13 protein-coding genes and 2 pseudogenes are annotated in these 15,448 nt (G+C 67.6%); 6 read left to right on the top strand and 9 right to left on the bottom strand.

Annotated features, from left to right (window positions below):
* Positions 1 to 328: 328 nt before the first annotated feature.
* A complete protein-coding gene (locus tag ACWCQK_RS32645; RefSeq protein WP_451161197.1) occupies positions 329 to 1,204 on the bottom strand; it encodes a helix-turn-helix transcriptional regulator in 876 nt (291 codons plus the stop codon).
* A gap of 295 nt (positions 1,205 to 1,499) precedes the next feature.
* On the opposite strand from ACWCQK_RS32645, the gene ACWCQK_RS32640 reads away from it, so the two are divergent.
* Both ACWCQK_RS32640 and ACWCQK_RS32635 read left to right on the top strand, forming a co-directional pair.
* Positions 1,500 to 2,357, top strand: coding sequence for a helix-turn-helix transcriptional regulator (locus tag ACWCQK_RS32640; RefSeq protein WP_451161195.1), 858 nt, complete (start codon positions 1,500 to 1,502; stop codon positions 2,355 to 2,357).
* A 109-nt stretch (positions 2,358 to 2,466) separates the two neighbouring features.
* Complete coding sequence (locus ACWCQK_RS32635) at positions 2,467 to 3,033, top strand: flavin reductase family protein (RefSeq protein WP_451161193.1); 567 nt, start codon at positions 2,467 to 2,469, stop codon at positions 3,031 to 3,033.
* Between the two features lie 347 nt (positions 3,034 to 3,380).
* Here the strand turns inward: ACWCQK_RS32635 and ACWCQK_RS32630 are convergent, their stop codons facing one another.
* The 5 genes and pseudogenes from ACWCQK_RS32630 to ACWCQK_RS32610 form a co-directional block, all read right to left on the bottom strand.
* Positions 3,381 to 3,860: a MarR family winged helix-turn-helix transcriptional regulator gene (locus ACWCQK_RS32630; RefSeq protein WP_451161191.1), complete on the bottom strand. Its 480-nt coding sequence runs from the start codon at positions 3,858 to 3,860 to the stop codon at positions 3,381 to 3,383.
* 936 nt (positions 3,861 to 4,796) lie between these two features.
* Positions 4,797 to 5,222, bottom strand: a complete 426-nt coding sequence (locus ACWCQK_RS32625) for an ester cyclase (protein ID WP_451161189.1) — start codon at positions 5,220 to 5,222, stop codon at positions 4,797 to 4,799.
* A gap of 157 nt (positions 5,223 to 5,379) precedes the next feature.
* Positions 5,380 to 5,634: pseudogene (locus ACWCQK_RS32620) on the bottom strand (SDR family NAD(P)-dependent oxidoreductase); the annotation flags it as partial.
* A gap of 14 nt (positions 5,635 to 5,648) precedes the next feature.
* Positions 5,649 to 5,903 (bottom strand): SDR family NAD(P)-dependent oxidoreductase, encoded by a 255-nt coding sequence (locus ACWCQK_RS32615; RefSeq protein WP_451161187.1) that lies wholly within the window; start codon positions 5,901 to 5,903, stop codon positions 5,649 to 5,651.
* Positions 5,904 to 6,021: 118 nt separating this feature from the next.
* A complete protein-coding gene (locus ACWCQK_RS32610) occupies positions 6,022 to 6,954 on the bottom strand; it encodes an NADP-dependent oxidoreductase (protein WP_451161185.1) in 933 nt (310 codons plus the stop codon).
* Between the two features lie 916 nt (positions 6,955 to 7,870).
* Here ACWCQK_RS32610 and ACWCQK_RS32605 point away from each other — a divergent pair.
* Positions 7,871 to 8,484 (top strand): annotated as a pseudogene (locus ACWCQK_RS32605) (flavodoxin family protein).
* Positions 8,485 to 9,788: 1,304 nt separating this feature from the next.
* Positions 9,789 to 9,953, top strand: coding sequence for a hypothetical protein (locus tag ACWCQK_RS32600; RefSeq protein ID WP_451161183.1), 165 nt, complete (start codon positions 9,789 to 9,791; stop codon positions 9,951 to 9,953).
* A 294-nt stretch (positions 9,954 to 10,247) separates the two neighbouring features.
* On the opposite strand, the gene ACWCQK_RS32595 is transcribed toward ACWCQK_RS32600, so the two are convergent.
* Positions 10,248 to 10,943 (bottom strand): FG-GAP repeat domain-containing protein, encoded by a 696-nt coding sequence (locus tag ACWCQK_RS32595; RefSeq protein WP_451161181.1) that lies wholly within the window; start codon positions 10,941 to 10,943, stop codon positions 10,248 to 10,250.
* Positions 10,944 to 11,270: 327 nt separating this feature from the next.
* On the opposite strand from ACWCQK_RS32595, the gene ACWCQK_RS32590 reads away from it, so the two are divergent.
* The gene (locus tag ACWCQK_RS32590) at positions 11,271 to 11,447 is read left to right on the top strand and encodes a hypothetical protein (RefSeq protein WP_451161179.1); all 177 of its coding nucleotides are present in this window, start codon (positions 11,271 to 11,273) and stop codon (positions 11,445 to 11,447) included.
* A gap of 1,457 nt (positions 11,448 to 12,904) precedes the next feature.
* On the opposite strand, the gene ACWCQK_RS32585 is transcribed toward ACWCQK_RS32590, so the two are convergent.
* On the bottom strand, positions 12,905 to 14,296 hold the full coding sequence (locus tag ACWCQK_RS32585) for an amidohydrolase family protein (RefSeq protein WP_451161177.1): 1,392 nt from the start codon (positions 14,294 to 14,296) through the stop codon (positions 12,905 to 12,907).
* A gap of 51 nt (positions 14,297 to 14,347) precedes the next feature.
* Positions 14,348 to 14,992 (bottom strand): Atu4866 domain-containing protein, encoded by a 645-nt coding sequence (locus ACWCQK_RS32580; RefSeq protein ID WP_451161175.1) that lies wholly within the window; start codon positions 14,990 to 14,992, stop codon positions 14,348 to 14,350.
* Positions 14,993 to 15,278: 286 nt separating this feature from the next.
* Between ACWCQK_RS32580 and ACWCQK_RS32575 the strand changes: the two genes are divergently transcribed.
* Positions 15,279 to 15,448: transposase (locus tag ACWCQK_RS32575; protein WP_451161300.1), on the top strand; the 170-nt coding region annotated here is incomplete at its 3' end.

The raw sequence follows: 15,448 nt of genomic DNA, 5'->3' as shown, positions 1-15,448 counted from the left end.
CCTGGATGAGGGCGGGGCTTGGCGGAGCGAGGCATGTCTGCAGCTTGAGAGGGGGTACCTCTGTTCGAACAGCGATGGCCCGCCCTCGGTCGGTCCGCAGGCCGGACAGAAGGCCGGTGGCGCGTCATGCTCCGTGCGGCGCGGCTAATGGCGCTTGAGCAGATATGGGTGGATCCACATGACGGCTTTTCGACCCGGGAAATCCTCTGCGTCAAATTCAAGGTGCCGTCGAGGATAGCGGCGCAGTATGGATTCCCCTTTTCGTCCCCGCGAGTCCTGCCGGGGCACATGAACCGGCCGGCAGACGGCCCGTGACGGCGGCACGTCCTCAGGTGCCGCGCACGGGGTTCTGCTGGTGCGGCACCGCGGGCGCGCTGACGGAGCCCAGCAGGGTCAGCCCGTCGGCGGAGGGCGAGTCCGGCTCGGCTTGCAGGATGACGAGCTGCTGCCCTGGGGCGCTGCGGATGTTCAGGGCCTCGTGCCGTAGCTCCAGGTCGCCCACGACGGAGTGATGGACCTGCTTGATCTCGTAGGGCGGGACCCGGGTGTACTCGCGCGCCCACTGCGCCCGGAACTCGCCGCTGCGCACCGACAGCTCACCGACCAGCTCGAGGATGCGGGGATCCTCCGGGCTGCTCGCGGCGGTCTGCTGAAGGTCGGCGACCGCCCGGTGCCGGGCCCGTTCGGGGCTGCGGTAGAAGGTCTTCGCGGCGGGGTCCAGGAAGAGCATGCGCAGGACGTTGTCGTGCTGCGCGAAGTCGCGGTACAGGGCGTCGGCGAGTGCGTTGGTGGCCAGCAGGTCTTGGGCGTGACCGATGATGAAGGCCGGCGTTTCGGTCCAGCTCTCGATCAGCTGTCGCAGGTGCGGCCGGACACGCTCGACACGGACAGGCGCCTTCGTACGGCGGGACGCCGGCTGCGCCAGCCGGAACAGCGCCCGCTTGTCCTCGTCGCCGAGCTGCAGCACGCGCGCGATGGCCTCCAGTACCCGGGGCGAGGGGCTGAGCTCACGGCCCTGCTCCAGCCGGCCGTAGTAGCTCAGGCTGATCCCCGCGAGCGTCGCGACCTCGTCGCGCCGCAGCCCGGGCACCCGTCGCCGGCCGGCGACAGGCAGCCCGGCTGCTGCGGGGCTGAGGCGTTCCCGGCCGGCACGGAGGAACTGACCCAGCCCTTCCACCGAGTCAAGGCGCGTTTCGTTGTCCATAGCACCGAGGCTAGGCGGAAAACGCCAGGAAAAGTCCCACCTACGGTGGGTGCATTACACCCAGGATTGCGGGCCCAGGGGATCCCGGGCCTTGGTGAAGAACGGCGCGCCCCGCTGGCTGCCTGCGGTCGCATTCACTCTCTTCCGGACAGCTCCAACTATGCGGCAAGTAACCGGGAATCCGTCCCAAGACATGCGCGGGATTGAAGTCACCCCATGTGACGCGCGTGCTACACGATGTCATAATGTGGGCTTGAGGGCTCCCCGTGGCCCGAAAGCCACCTAGTCTTGCGGCATGAGCAATGGGACGCCTTTGGGTGATTTTCTCCGAGCCCGCAGAGAAGCCCTGAAACCGCACGACGTCGGTCTGCCCGAACACGGGCGGCGCCGGGTGCCGGGACTGCGCAGAGAGGAAGTCGCGCTGCTCGCCGGAGTCAGCTCCGACTACTACATCAGACTGGAACAGGGCCGCGAGAACAGCCCCTCCCCACAGGTCCTCGACGCGGTGGCACAAGCGCTGAAACTCGACGCGGAGTCCACCGACCATCTCAACCGCCTCTGCCTGGCCGCCTCACAGCGCCCTCACGACTGGGGTGAGGCAGATGTCAGTCCGCAGCTTCTCCAGTTGATGGAGGGCTGGGATCACACCCCTGCCTTTGTCGTCGGTCCGGCCCTGGACATCATGGCGGGCAACTCCTTGGCCACGGCCCTGCACAGCGGTTTCGAGGAGTTCGACAACCTCGCCCGGATGGTGTTCGTCGACCCGGCGGGGCGCGACTTCTACCAGGAATGGGAGCGGGCTGCGCACTCCTGCGTCGCCGAGATCAGGGCCGCCTACGGCCATGATCCCGAGTCCGCCCGCATCGCCGAGGTCGTGGCGCAAATGTCCGCCCAGAGTCCGGAGTTCGCCGCGCTCTGGCAACTGCACGATGTCAAGAGCAAGTCCCAGGAGGGCAAGCACCTGAAACACGCTCAGGTCGGTGACCTTCACATCAAGTTCGCGGCCTTCACCGTCAACGGAGCCCCGCACCAGCAACTCGTGGTCTACCAGGCCGAACCCGCCAGTCCCACAGCGGCAGCGTTCGAGACGCTGAGGATCATGGGTACGCAACCGAAGCAGGCCCGGACAGAAGCGATGGACGCGAACATGTGAGTTCCAGTGGAGGCTGGTCCTGCCCCACCCAGGAAGAACACGGCCTTCATGAGGGTGCCCTCGTCTGCCGACACTCGATGCCACAGACCGCACGGCACCGGGAGCAGACATGATCACCGCGAACGATCTTCAGCCGCACCCTCTGGACCAGGTTCACCGCCTCATCGAACCGGGCCCCGTCATCCTGGTCACCACCCGCCACCGCGGCATTCCGAACGTGATGACCAACGGGTTCAACATGATGGTGCGCCACGCGCCGCCGCTGATCGCCTGTGCCATCGGCCCTTGGGACCACAGCTACCAGGCCCTGGTCGAAACCGAGGAGTGCGTCGTCTCGGTGCCCACAGCCGACATGGCCGCCGTCGTCGTCGACATCGGCAACTGTTCGGGCACCGACGTCGACAAGTTCGACGAATTCGACCTGACCGCCGTGACCGGCGAGAAGGTCCAGGCACCGCTGGTCGCCGAATGCTTCGCCAACATCGAGTGCCGGGTCGCCGACAGCTGCCTCGTGGCCGCCTACAACCTCTTCCTGCTGGAGCCCGTCAGGGCCTGGACCGACCCCTCGCAGCCCCAGCCGCAGCTGTTCCACCACCGTGGAGACGGCACCTTCACCCTTGACGGGCCGACCATCGACCTGAAGGACCGCATGACCAAGTGGGAGTACCTCCTGTAGACGGGCCCGGGACCAGGCGACGACCGGCGGGCCGCAGTCGCCCCACAAAGCCGCGAAGCGCCCATGCCGGGACTCCGGGTCATCAGTCCGTGCACGTCAACGGACGCGCGCCGTGGCGGGGCCTGTGCCACGGAAGCGATTGACGGCCTCAGGCAGCCCAGCACACGCCCGACTCCTCCTGTGGCGCCGGCGCATCCGAACTTGCTGGGCGCCGTCCTCTGCGCCGCCTCAGCAGGACACGGCCGGAGACGGTCCGGGCCTGTTCCCGGGACCGGAGAGCGACAGATCGGCGGTTGCCGGGGCTCCGCGGCGCCTCGTTGTACGGCGTGAAGGGAGATGCCCCGCAGTCAGGATTTGCCGGTGGCCGGGTGGTCGGAATCGATCTTGGTGAGCAAGCGGTCGTAGATGGCCCCAAGAGCCGCCATCTCCTCTTGGGTGAGGGAGTCGAGGAAATACCGGCGGACGACCTCGACGTGTTTTGGGGCGGCGGCAGAGATGGCGGCACGGCCTTCCGGCGTGAGGCGGATCATCGAACCGCGCGCATCGGTGGCGCAGTCCTCGCGGGCGACGAGCCCTCGTTGTTCCATGCGGCGCACCTGGTGGGACAGACGGCTGCGTTCCCAGCCCACCATCCGCCCCAGGTCGCGAGCCCTGAGTATCCCGTCAGGTGATTCGGACAAGGGGACGAGGAGTTCATAGTCCACCGAGGACAGGCCGGCATCGTCGCTGAGCTGCTGGTTGATGACGGATTCGATGCGTCGGCGTAGGTCCAGGAAGGAGCGCCAGACGTGAGCCTCCTGCTCATTGAGCCAGTGTTGACGTCGCATGGTGTAAACGGTAGCAAGTTAGTGACACGACAACAAAAACGGGAATACTGAACCCTTCCAGCTCGGAACGTTCGGCTGTCGATCGTTCACTCTCTGTGACGCAGGGCTGGACTTTGGAGGGTTCCGGACCCGGGCGGGGAGCACCGCGGACTTCTGCACTCCGAGGTGCGGTCGGGCATGCCCGCGTCAACAGCAGCGGCTGTGCCGGGTGTGGCCGCATGCTCTTGGTGCTGCGAGGGGGCATGAGCGGGTGGCCACGCGGACTGGACTCCTCGGTCTAGGGCGACGTGGCCAAGGAGGGAGCGGGCCTGCTCGGGGGTGACCGCGTTGGCGATCGGCGTCCATGGCGTGGTCGTGGAGGCGGGTGCCGGGTACGACATGGGCCCAGTAGGCCTCGGTGGTGCCACGGCCGCCGACCCGGTACCTGGTTTCGTCGAGCGTGAGTTCTGGGACGAGATCTGTTCCCAGGAGCCGGATACCTCCAGCAGGAGGTGACGCAGGTAGTTCTTGAGAATGGCGCGGTCAACGGCTTTTCGGTCTTCTCGAGGAACTCCTCTACACGCAGCGGCCAGTGCGTGACGTCGTACCTGGGCGGGATGTCCACGAAAGGACCCCGACTTCTTGGCCAGCGGGTGCAGCTCGTCCCAGTGCCAGAGGTGCGGCACCGCGCGGGGCACCGGCTGATGTGGCATCAGGTCGTCGATCCGCGTCCACAGGGGAATCATGCGGGCGGCATCGAACTGCTGATACTGGGCCTTGGGTTCGTGCTCGTTGACGGGAACGCCGGATTCAGGATCCGGGTGCTATCGGTGCTGTCATGATCTTGATGCTCCGGTTTGTCTAGCGGTGTTCTGGCGGCCGGCGCCATGGAGCAAGCGGCGGCCGGCGCTCTGGGGGAGTGGGCGAGCTGTGCGCCTGTGGCCTGCTGGACGAGGCTCAGTCAGCCGGCGGCCAGGCGCCGATCTGCTCCAGCAGGGAGTACAGGTTCGCGACACCCCAGTGCTCCGTGATCTTGCCGTCGACCACACGCATGGCATCGACGGTCTCGAAGTGGATCTCGCGCCCGGTCCCCGGCACCCCGAAGATGTCGCGCCTGTGGGTCCCGTAGTACGTCTTGTAGGTCGTCACGAGATTTCCGTCGGCGGCCTGCCAGTGGATCACGGCGTGGAAGTCGGGGAAGGCGGTGCGCAAGGCGTGGTAGAGCTCCTTGGCGCCGGCTTTGTCCGGGGTGCGGCCAGGCTGCGGAGTGTGGTCCACGAAGTTGTCGGCAAACAGCTCGTCGAAGAGTTCGAAGTCGCCGCCGCCCTGCACCTCTTCGGTGTTGCGCCGAACGATGGCCTTCGCGGCCTCGCTGCTGCTCACGGGGGAGTCCTTCCGTAAAAGAGGTTGTCGTTGGGCACTCAGATGACCGTAGTGAGGCCACCGTCGACGATGAGGGCGGTGCCGGTGACGTATCTGGACAGGTCCGAACCGAGGTAATACGGGGCCGGACTGGCCGACTGGCCGACGCAGAGGCGTCGGCGAGGGCCTTGGCCATCAGCAGGACGCCGCCCTTGCTGGTGGAGTGGGCGACTGTGAATCCGGCACCGACGATGCCTGCCATGCTGCCCATCAGCGCGATGCTTCCAGCCTTGCCGCGGTCCTTCATCTGGCGTGCCGCCGCCTGTGCTCCGAAGAGCACGACGTCGAGATTGACGGCCATCAGCGGGTCGAAGCTCCTTTCGGAGACCTCCGCACGGTCTGAGTGACGTGTGATGCCAGGCCAGCGTTGCACACCATCCCATCGACTCAGGCGAACTCGCCCGCAGCCGCGACCAGGTCGTCGACCCGGAGTCGCTCGGTGACATCCGCGCGGACGAAGCGTGCAGGAACGCTGAGGCCCTCGATTTCCTGCATGGCCAGTGCGCCCCCTCCAAGGGGTGCGGTGAGATCGGCGATGACGACGGCCTTCGCTCCATGCTGTGCGGCCCATACCGCGACCGCCCGGCCGATGCCGCTGGCCGCGCCGGTGACGACGGCATTGCCGGTGAGAATGTCTCTCATTGCTGTATGTCCGATAAGACTTGGCTGGGCTGGCACGAACTGCACAGGTGCCGCGTCAGCCGGAATCAGCAGCGGTTCTCAGGTGCTGGCTGCACGGTCCGGACTGCCGGGGGATACGTCAGAAGGTGATGACGACCTTGCCCGGCAGATGCTTGTGGGCGTAATCAGCCAGCGCCCGCGGGGCGTCGGAGAAGGAGTAGCGCCCACTGATCTCGACGCGGAGGCGGCCTTCGGCCACCTGGCCGGCAAGGCTTTCGAGCCGGCCCGCAGGGGTCCGGGTACCGGTATAGACGGCGGTGACACCGCGATCGAAGGCGGATGGGCCTCCTAGGGGGGAAATCAAGCGGCCACCAGCGCGGACGGCGGCCGCAGAGCCGGCCAGCGCGGGGCCCGCCTGGGCCAGGTCGATCACCACGTCGACGCCGCCGGGCACCCGGCGCAGCGCCTCGGCGGTCACGTCCGAGGTCTTGTAGTCGACGGTGGCATCGGCACCCAGCCGGCGCAGGAGGTCTTCCTCGTCGGCGCGACCGGTGGCCAGAACCTTGGCGCCGGCCTGCTTGGCGAGCTGCACGGTGAAGGAACCCACGCCCCCGGAGGCGCCGATCACCAGTACCTTCTCGCCCGCCTGCAGCTTGGCCTCGTCGATGAGCGCAGCGGCGGTCAGCCCGGCTGTCGGAAGTCCGGCCGACTCGGCCAGGCCCAGTGCGGCCGGGCGGAGAGCGGCGGAAGGAGCGTCCTGGACAAGGACGTACTCGGCGAGGCCCCCGGAGGGAACGCCGTTCCAGGCAAGGACGCCGTCCCCCACGGTGAAGCGGGACACGCCCTCACCGACCGACTCGACGACACCGGTGACATCGACGCCCGGGACGAAGGGGTGCTGGATCGGCAGATGGTCCTTGACGCCACCGGTGACGAGAGCGAGATCAATGGCGTTGAGTGCCGAAGCCTCGACGCGGACCAAGAGCTGGCTCGGTCCAGGAACGGGCTTGGGGATATCGGTGATGGCCAGATCTTCCACGGGCCCGTAGGAACGGGCGACGAGCGCCTTCATGGGGTCCTCCTCGGCGGCATCGGACGGTGAGGGCAGGACGGTGAGTTGTCCCAGCCCACGGCCCTATCTAGAATTTGTTGATGAGTCCACAATACGCGGCGTTGTTGACGTGTCAACCAGCTTGGTGGGGTTCCGGACATGCTTCAGCCGCAGCGGCTCAAGAGGGCCGGTCCTGGCCCTCCTCGTCGAATCGCCCGATGAGGCACTGCCTGTCGGCGGGCTCGGGTGCGGCGCCCGCATGGCGCAACGTGGCCCTCCTGTTCCAGGAGGGCCCACGCAACGACAACCGTGGTTCGATGATCAGGCCTGCCGGGTGGGCCGTGCCGGGATTGGGGCGGCGGCTCCCTGTCGTGCCGAGATGGTTCGCCGGTCTTCATTGATCTCGTGACCAACAGGGATGTCGAGGTGGCGAGCGCGTCGGGCGGCGAGGCGCTCGGCGGCCCCTCTTGGGGCGTTGCGGCAGACCCGTCGTCCATGTCGGGCGCCTGACGGTGGCGTCCCGTCGCACGCGGCGGTCGGCTCGGGATCGGGCGACGGTGGCGCCCTCGCCGCCCAGCTGAATCGGACGGCAGCGGAAGCCGGAAGGCCTGGAGGATCCACCCTCGATCCACCTTGGTCCAATGTTGATGCATCAACGAAATGCTGTAGTGTGGCTGTATCGCCCGTGAGCCGTAGATCCGAAATTCCGGGCGTGGCGGCACGGTCGCCTACATGGGCCGACATGCGGCCCTGGCAAGGCGCATCGGGAAAACGGAGTTGCCGCGCGGCAGCCAACACCGGCCGGGCGCGGCGCAGGTTTGTCGAACCCGGAACGCTCCACGTCCGCCCGCCGGTTCCCCTGGCGTCAGCGAGAGGCGAATCGCACCGCGAGCATCTTCGGTCGCAACAAGATCACCAATGAACGGAGAATTCCGTCATGAACACGCATGTGAAGTCTGCCGTCACCTACTCCTCCTCCACTGAATTCAGCGGAGAAATCGCCAAGGAGATCGCCGAAGTCGCAGCGAAGGCCGGTGTCGAAGATCGGCTGAAAGCCACCGAACTCGCTCCGGAAGCGGCCATTGCCTCCAATGAAGCCTGGGCTGCCCATGCAGTCGCCGGCGCCGGCATCCCGGCGGCGACCCCGACGACGTCGAGTGGGCGGACGCCGTCATCTTCGGCACCCCGACCCGCTTCGGCAGCGTGTCCTCGCAGCTCAAGCAGTTCATCGACTGGCTCGGAGGCCTGTGGGCCCAGGGCAAGCTGGCCACCAAGGCTTACAGCGGGTTTGTCACCAGCACCAGCCAGCACGGCGGCCAGGAATCCACCCTGCTTGCTCGGTACAACTTCATCCATCACTTCGGTGGCGTGATCGCTTCTTCCGGCTGCACCGACCCGGTGAAATGCGCTGACGGCAACCCCTACGGCCCCTGCCACGTGGACGTCCAGCGCAGCAACGCCATCGGTGACCAGACCCGTAACGCCGCCCACCACCAGACAGCGCGCGTCGTCCAGATCGCGGGCGCTCTCAAGAGGGGGCTCGCCGCCTGATCACTGTGCCGGACGGCGGCGCGTCCCCAAAACGGTTTCTGCAGGTGTGCCGCCGCCGGACCCTACATACGGCCCGCCACCTTGCTTCGGAGAACGTCCGGTCTCCGGTGCCCTCACCTTTCACCGTCCTCAGACGTCGTCCACGGGGTCTCGGGCCGCCAGGTGCCCCAACCGACTCGGGGAGCGAGGGCCGTTCGTCTACCGCTATACGAGCCCAGAAGGGCTGTAATCATGAACAGTTCGGAACCTGCCGCCACCTGTCCTGCCCGGTCCATCTCCTCGGATAGGGAGTCCCGGCCAGGCAGCAGACCCCCGAGCAGCACTGCGGCCAGTGACGGTCCCCCCTCCGACGGCGGCAGGGGATCGGCGTTGGACACCGATTCCCTGTGGATAGTGGGATTTCGCTTCAACGTTGCCGACAGTCACTCGGTCCGGCACTTCTACCTTGTCCGACAAGCATCAGGGCCAGCGCAGGCCAGGGAGATCGCCCTTCGGCTGGCCTGCTCCGCCGGCGAGCGAGGAGCACGCGGTGACGCCGCCCTCGACGAGAGCTGGACCGAGCTTCGACGTATTGGCCGCGACGAAATGGGCAAATGGGAGTTGAGCCCCCGCGGATGAAGGCAGCGAATCAGACAAGTGCCGCCGTCCGCTGTGGAGATGCGGGATCAAGCCGATGATTGCCTGACGCGTGTCGCCCGTGGCTCCGGGTTGGACAAGAGGCGGTATGTGGTCGGACCTGCCCTCGCCCGGCTGCACCAGCCCAAGCGACTCCACACCCACTACGAGCGACGCGCCGACTGCGGGGTCGGTAGCGGAGGCGCGCCTCAGGCACGTTCATTCGCGGATGCAGCTCCGGAATACCCGCAGTGAGGGCTGCCGGCCGTCAACCGGAGTCAGTACCGGCTGGAGCCCTGCAACGGCTTGAGCACAGCGACAGTTCGAGATCTTAGCGGGGCCGGGCCTCCGGGGCCCGGCAATGCCTCGAACGATGACCCATGATCTCCGCTGGGCACTCCTGGCTCTGAGGGTTGCCGAGGTGCTTGAGCCGGCGCCGTTGTGCGCGGCCCCCCACACAGCATCATGGAGGTCAAGTGCTGCTCGGGAGCTGCGTTGATCAGATCGTGCCAGTCACGGGAAATCGGGAGATCACCAGCCCCGGATGCGTCCTGCCAGCTACAAACGGATCTTCGGGTGATCTGCTCGCGCTTGCAGGGTCTTTATCGCGGTCGCCCTGGAGGGCACGGACAACGACAACATCTCGCCAGTGGTTGACCGCCGTGGAGCGGTCCGGCGGCATCAACGTTTTGCTGAACAATGCTGGCCGCGGACTACTCGGGGCGCTGGAGGAGAGCACCGACGCGGAGACCCGGTCACGGTTCGACCTCGACATCGGCGGCCTGATGAACGTGATCGCCGCGATCTCCCTGCACCTGACCCCATCCGCCGCCGCGGGCGGCCCGCTGACCTGATGAGCACCTCGTCCATCGCGGCCCCCGCATCCTGACGAGATTCTCCGTCCACTCCGGCACCAAGGCCTACAACGGTCACCTCACCTGGACGCTGCGCGTCGAACTCGGCCCCAGCACGGGCCGTCGCCTTCATGGCAGCCGTCCCGCGTCATGTCAACCTCACCAAGAACGCTATCTTGCCCACCGCCCAGGCCGTCCGACACACCACCCGACGTGGCGGACGAGAACAGACCAGCGTCGTCCCCCCGCCACGCCCCCATCGTTCGACAGAGGTCGAGAGGACCCGGCATGAACTCAGCGCTGGCTGCCAGGCTTCCTGCAGTCCGGGTAGAACGCCTTCAGGCCCGAGCGGGGCAGTTTGACAGGGTTTCGCTGGTACGCAGTGACGGTGTACTTCGTGTCCGCGGTGGCGTCGGCGAGTCCCGTGGTCGCGCTGCCGAGGCGCGCCTCCGTCTGGTAGACGCCGTCGCCGGAGTAGGAGAACACGGCGAGGTCGGGACGGGAGTTGTGGTCGTAGTCGGCCACGGCGACGCCGCGTGTCTCAACGAGGTCGAGATGCCGGGTGTGCTGCCCCCGGCCGGAGGCCGAGAAGGGCCCTGATACCAGCTGGGCCACAGCCGGTTCGATTGCGTCGTCCCCCTGATTCTGACCGCTGGCCACCACCACCAGGTCGCTCCATCCGTCGCCGTCGAAGTCCGCCACCGCTCCGACTACGTCTTCCTCGCCCGAGCCGGAACCGCCGACCAGTTTTCGCACGCCGACCGGGGTGCCGTAGCTCGCCGTACTGCCGAAGGCGATGCTCAGTCGAGCACCAGTGTGGGAGGGATCGGAGACGCGGTCGGTACGGCCGTCGCCGTCTACGTCAGTCATGAGATCCCCTGACGGTGTCAGGCACGCTACGACCGCGGGCTTGCCCGTGGGATGCGGCGGACCTTCTACGGCCGACTCACCGCAGGCGGCGAGCAGGGTTGCGACGATCGCCCAGACCATCGCCTGACCGAACAGCCGTTGGTGTCGCTTCGACCGGGTCGTTGTTCGCATGACGGCGGCAAGGGCCTTTCTCGCAGCGGGACGTGGACGGGTATGGAGGACCGGTGGGTTGAGCCCTTGAGTCGGCGGGGCCATCTGATGAAGGTGGTGCCGCTGGGCGAAGCACCTTACCCCTCAGCCGGACCTCCTCCACGTCGAGCATGCGCTGCACGGTCCGCAAGACGATGTCGTCGATACCGCCGGCGTCTCGCAGGTCCGCGAGTGTAGAAACTTTGGGCTGTCGGACCTGCCGCAGCGGGGCCTCACCCCGAGGAAGGCCCCCTGACGGTGCTGTTCCTCGACAACGAGGCTGAGCTGTCCATCTGGGAACAGGGGCGGGCGGCGTGGTCCGAGGAGAAGCTCCCCGGTGCCCAGCTGGCCTACCACTTGGCGCTCTGGCTCTGGGGTCCGGATGCCGGCGATGTGGACTTGGAGTTCGACTCGATGCAGGCGGAGGAGGGGTGATCCGCATGGTGCACTCCAGGCAGGGCTGGCAGATCGGCTCCACCCTCGCGCCGGCCTTCTGGACCACACCCGTCAACTGGGATGTCCTCGTGTCAGAGACCAAGCACTTCGACCGCTTCGTGCGCCAGGGCGTGTCCCCGATGGGCATCGCCCCGCCTTCATCCCGGAGCCTTGACAGGAGATGCGGTCCAGCCGGCCCCGAGCACGGTGATCACAGTGCGGCTGATGTGATCACGGCGACGTGGCCGTCTTGGACAGGCCCGTTCACCCGGCTGAGCCCGCGCTGCCTTGCGCGCACTCGTGACCGCTCTGCGCCGTGAGGGAGCGGACGTCGTCCGACCAGACCGATCCTGGATCCTTCGACTGGAAGGACCGTGCCCTGCTCATCGCGGCGTATGGGCATATAAACGTGACGAAGGCGCGAGTGTTCAGGCCGCGTTCTCCATCTGTGCCACTGTCTATCCCAGTTCCCATATTCCCAGGGTGCTGCGACGCAGTAGGCAGACCTCACTGCGTGTTCCGTCCGCGGGCGTCCACGCATGCTGCAGCTGTTGACTGGCGCAACGAGCACGCTCCGCCGCCAACTTCTCGGCGTGATCGTGCCCCGAAGCCTCGCGGACTCGGTAGTAGTGGCGTACCAGGCGGCCATCCGCCACCCAGAAGTGGAAACCCACCAAATACTGCACATCGGGGTCCGCGGTATCCGGGTCCCCTCTGCTCAGTTCCATTGCGCCCGACATTACGGGCTGTGTCTGCCCGGTCGTTGTGTACTTGGCGGTGCACGGCGGTGCCTCCTGTTCCTCAATACTCCTTGTCGCGATTCGTGTGTCCGGGCTGGTCATGTCAAAGCCTTTCCAGTCGTAGCGGGCAAACAGTGTGGTGCCTCACATCTACCGAACCACCGTGGAGCGGAGTTTGGGACGCTCAGCCGTGCCCGACTCATCCTGGGTGCCGCATACCTACCCTCACCGGCACCGACGGCAAGGGAACCGCGGGAAGGCCGTACGTTGCCTCCACCGACGTGAGGTTGGTGCGCGGACCTTCCGTTGTGCTGGGGCCAGCCACCGGCGTGGTGGCTGGCCCCAGCACCTCCTCCAAGGCCTGACGCCAAGCATCTGGCTGGGCGCAGGCCGCACGTCGGCTGACGACTGGAGTCAGCGGCCCGTCGGCCGATGCCTTTCGCCTTGCCCGGGGCTCGCCGGCGCTTTCCGGCGGCTGAGCGTCGGCGAGCCGGCCGCGCTGGACCTGATCCCGCCGGTGCTGCTCATCGGCTTCACGATGATCGGAATCACCCAACTCATCCGAAGCGATGGGCAGGCACCAGCCCGAACCGGACCGGCTGGCGGACCCAGGCCAGTGCCTTCTCAGCGCTCACCGCCGCAACGGGGTGCCGCCGCAACGGCGGCGCGTGGGCGACGAGGTACGGCTGGGAGACCACGGGACGAGGGCGGGGACTCTCAGGCGGCCGGGGTGTTCAGCACGTACTCACGCGAGGCGTGCACCTCTGCGCGCAAGGCGGCCAGGTCGACGTCGAGGACGTGTCCGTCCCACTTGCGGGGCTCGCCGTTGACGAGGACCGCGCTGATGTTGCGGGCGTCGGAGCCCAGCACGATCGTGCCGGTCGGATCGTTGAGGGGCATATTGTTGAGTTCCTCGGCCCGGATGACCAGCAGGTCGGCCTTCTTGCCCGGGGTGAGCGAACCGGTCACGCCGGCCAGGCCGTTGGTGCGGGCGCCCTGGAGGGTGGCGAAGTCGAGGACGTCGTGGGTGGTGATGCGGGCGGGCTGCCGACCGGTGCCGTGGGCGGCGTTGACCGCGCGCATCCGCTGGATGGCGTGCAGGGCCCGCATCTGCGTGAACATGTCGCTGGCCAGGGCGACTTCGACGTCGATGCTCAGTCCCGGGCGGATACCGGCGGACAGCGCCTCGTCGACGGCGGGGATCGCGGTCTCCAGGCCGATCTGGGCGTCGGAGGTCGGCGCGAGAGCCACGGTGGTGCCGGACTCGCCCATCGCCTGCCATGCCTCGGGGGTCAGCCCGGTGGAGTGGATGAGGGTGACGTCGGGGCCGAGGATGCCGTCCTTGGCCCAGCGCAGCACTGCGTCGGAAGAGGCGGTGCCGAAGACGGCGTCCACGCTCACCCCGATGCCCAGCTCCTCGGCGACGCGCGCGAGTTCGGGCCCGTAGGCGAGCGCGGGTCCGGCGATCTCGTCGGTGGCCAGGGTCGCAAGGCGCAGTGTGAGCAGCTGGTCGGCGCTGCTGAAGTACCGCTCCTTGAGGCGGGTCAAGTCGCCCGGCCACTGCCGGTCCCAGTCACCGAAGTGAGGGCCCATAGAGGCGTGCACGCCACGGATGCCGGTGTCGCGAAGGGCCTGGACTGCGGCGTCGGAGTGCTCTGCGGTGCGGGAATTGTGGGAGAAGTCGAGCATGGTCGTGATGCCGCTGTCGAGCGCGGTCAGGGCGGCCAGTCTGGTGCCGATGTACATGTCCTGGGGCCGGTAGACCGTGGCGTAGCCGGCGAGGGTGGCCATCACGTAGGCGCCGAGGTCGTCGACGTCTGGCATGATCCGGCGCAGCTGGGCCTCCCAGGCGTGCCGGTGGGTGTCGACGAAGCCGGGGGCGAGGATGGTGCCGGTGGCGTCGACGACCACGGCGTCCGCCGCGTCGAGGTGGGGGCCGACGGCGGTGATCGTGTCGCCCTCGACGAGGAGGTCGGCGCCGTCGATGACACCGAGGCCGGGGTCCATGGTGACGACGCTTGCGCCGGTGAACATGATGCGCCGCCGGTCGGCGGGCCGCCGCTGGATCTCGTCGAGAACGGCGGCGCTGGTGGTGTCGTTGACGTGCATGAGGCTCTTCTTTCAGTACGGCGGGGGAAAGGGGACGAGGTGACGGGGGCGTCAGCCGAGCTTCATGACGTAGCCCGCGTGGTGGAGTTCGTCGTCTCGGAACTCGCCGTAGGCCGAGAAGCCGAGGTCGTCCAGATAGTCGATGCGGTCACCGTCGATCCAGTACCGGCCCTGGTAGGCGTGCGGGCGGCCGCCCCGGGTCTCGTCGTAGCGGCCGTCGGCGGTCAGTTCCTGGTGCAGGAAGTCGTTCCGGTCGAGCCAGACACCGACCCGCGGGCTGCCTGTCAGGTCCTCCCCGTCCGGAATGCCCGTCTCGGGTTCGGCGGCCCGGCCGGGGACGTCGGCGCCTGCCCACAGCACCGCTCGGCCTGCCGAGACGAGCGCGCGGACCTGCTCCGGGTGGGTCAGGAGGGTGGCCACCGCGCATGGCACGTCGTCGGCGAGTTCGTCGGGCACCACCAGGAAGTCGGAGGCGTTGCCCGGTGCCAGTGTCGCCACGTACTCCGAGCGGTGGCCGCGGCCGCCGGCCAGCGCGATGGCGTCCATGACGGCAGGGGCAACGGTGGTGCCGGTGGCGTCGACGACGATGGCGTTGTCGTCCCCGGCCGCGGTCACGATGCCGGGACCGACCCCCACGATCAGCGGGCCGACGCACAGGATGTCCGCGCCGACCATGGCCCCGATCAATGGGTCCATGGTCAGGATCCGGGCGTTCGTGAACAGGACAGGATCTCGTCCAGGGCCTCGGGGTTCCAGCTCACGGTGGCGGTGATCGTCATTGAGTGCTCCTCGGTGGGGTCGCCTCGTCGGTGTGTCCGCTGCGGGAGTAAGCGTCGTCGCGTCAGGCGGCTACGGCAGCCGCCTGACCATCAGGTTCGTCGCGCGGTGGGACCGGAACCAGGCCGCCTTGGCCCTAGTAGGGCTTGGTCAGGTCGGTTGTGGTGGTGCGTGTCCTGTGGGCAGGGTGTGGCGTTGAGAGTGTGTGACTCCTGACGAAATTGCTGTGGTGCGTGGCGAGTTGGAGGCGTTCGCGGCGGAGGTGTTCGAGCCGTTTGCGCGCAAGGATCAGCGCCGGTGGGGGCAGGTCTATCTGCGGGGACTGCTGACCGACGGGCAGCGTAAGTCGGTCGAGCCGATGGCCGCCCGGCTCGG

Source organism: Streptomyces sp. NPDC002306, assembly GCF_053593435.1.
Note: the sequence above shows the minus strand (reverse complement) of the source record. Positions and strands in the feature narration are given on the sequence as shown.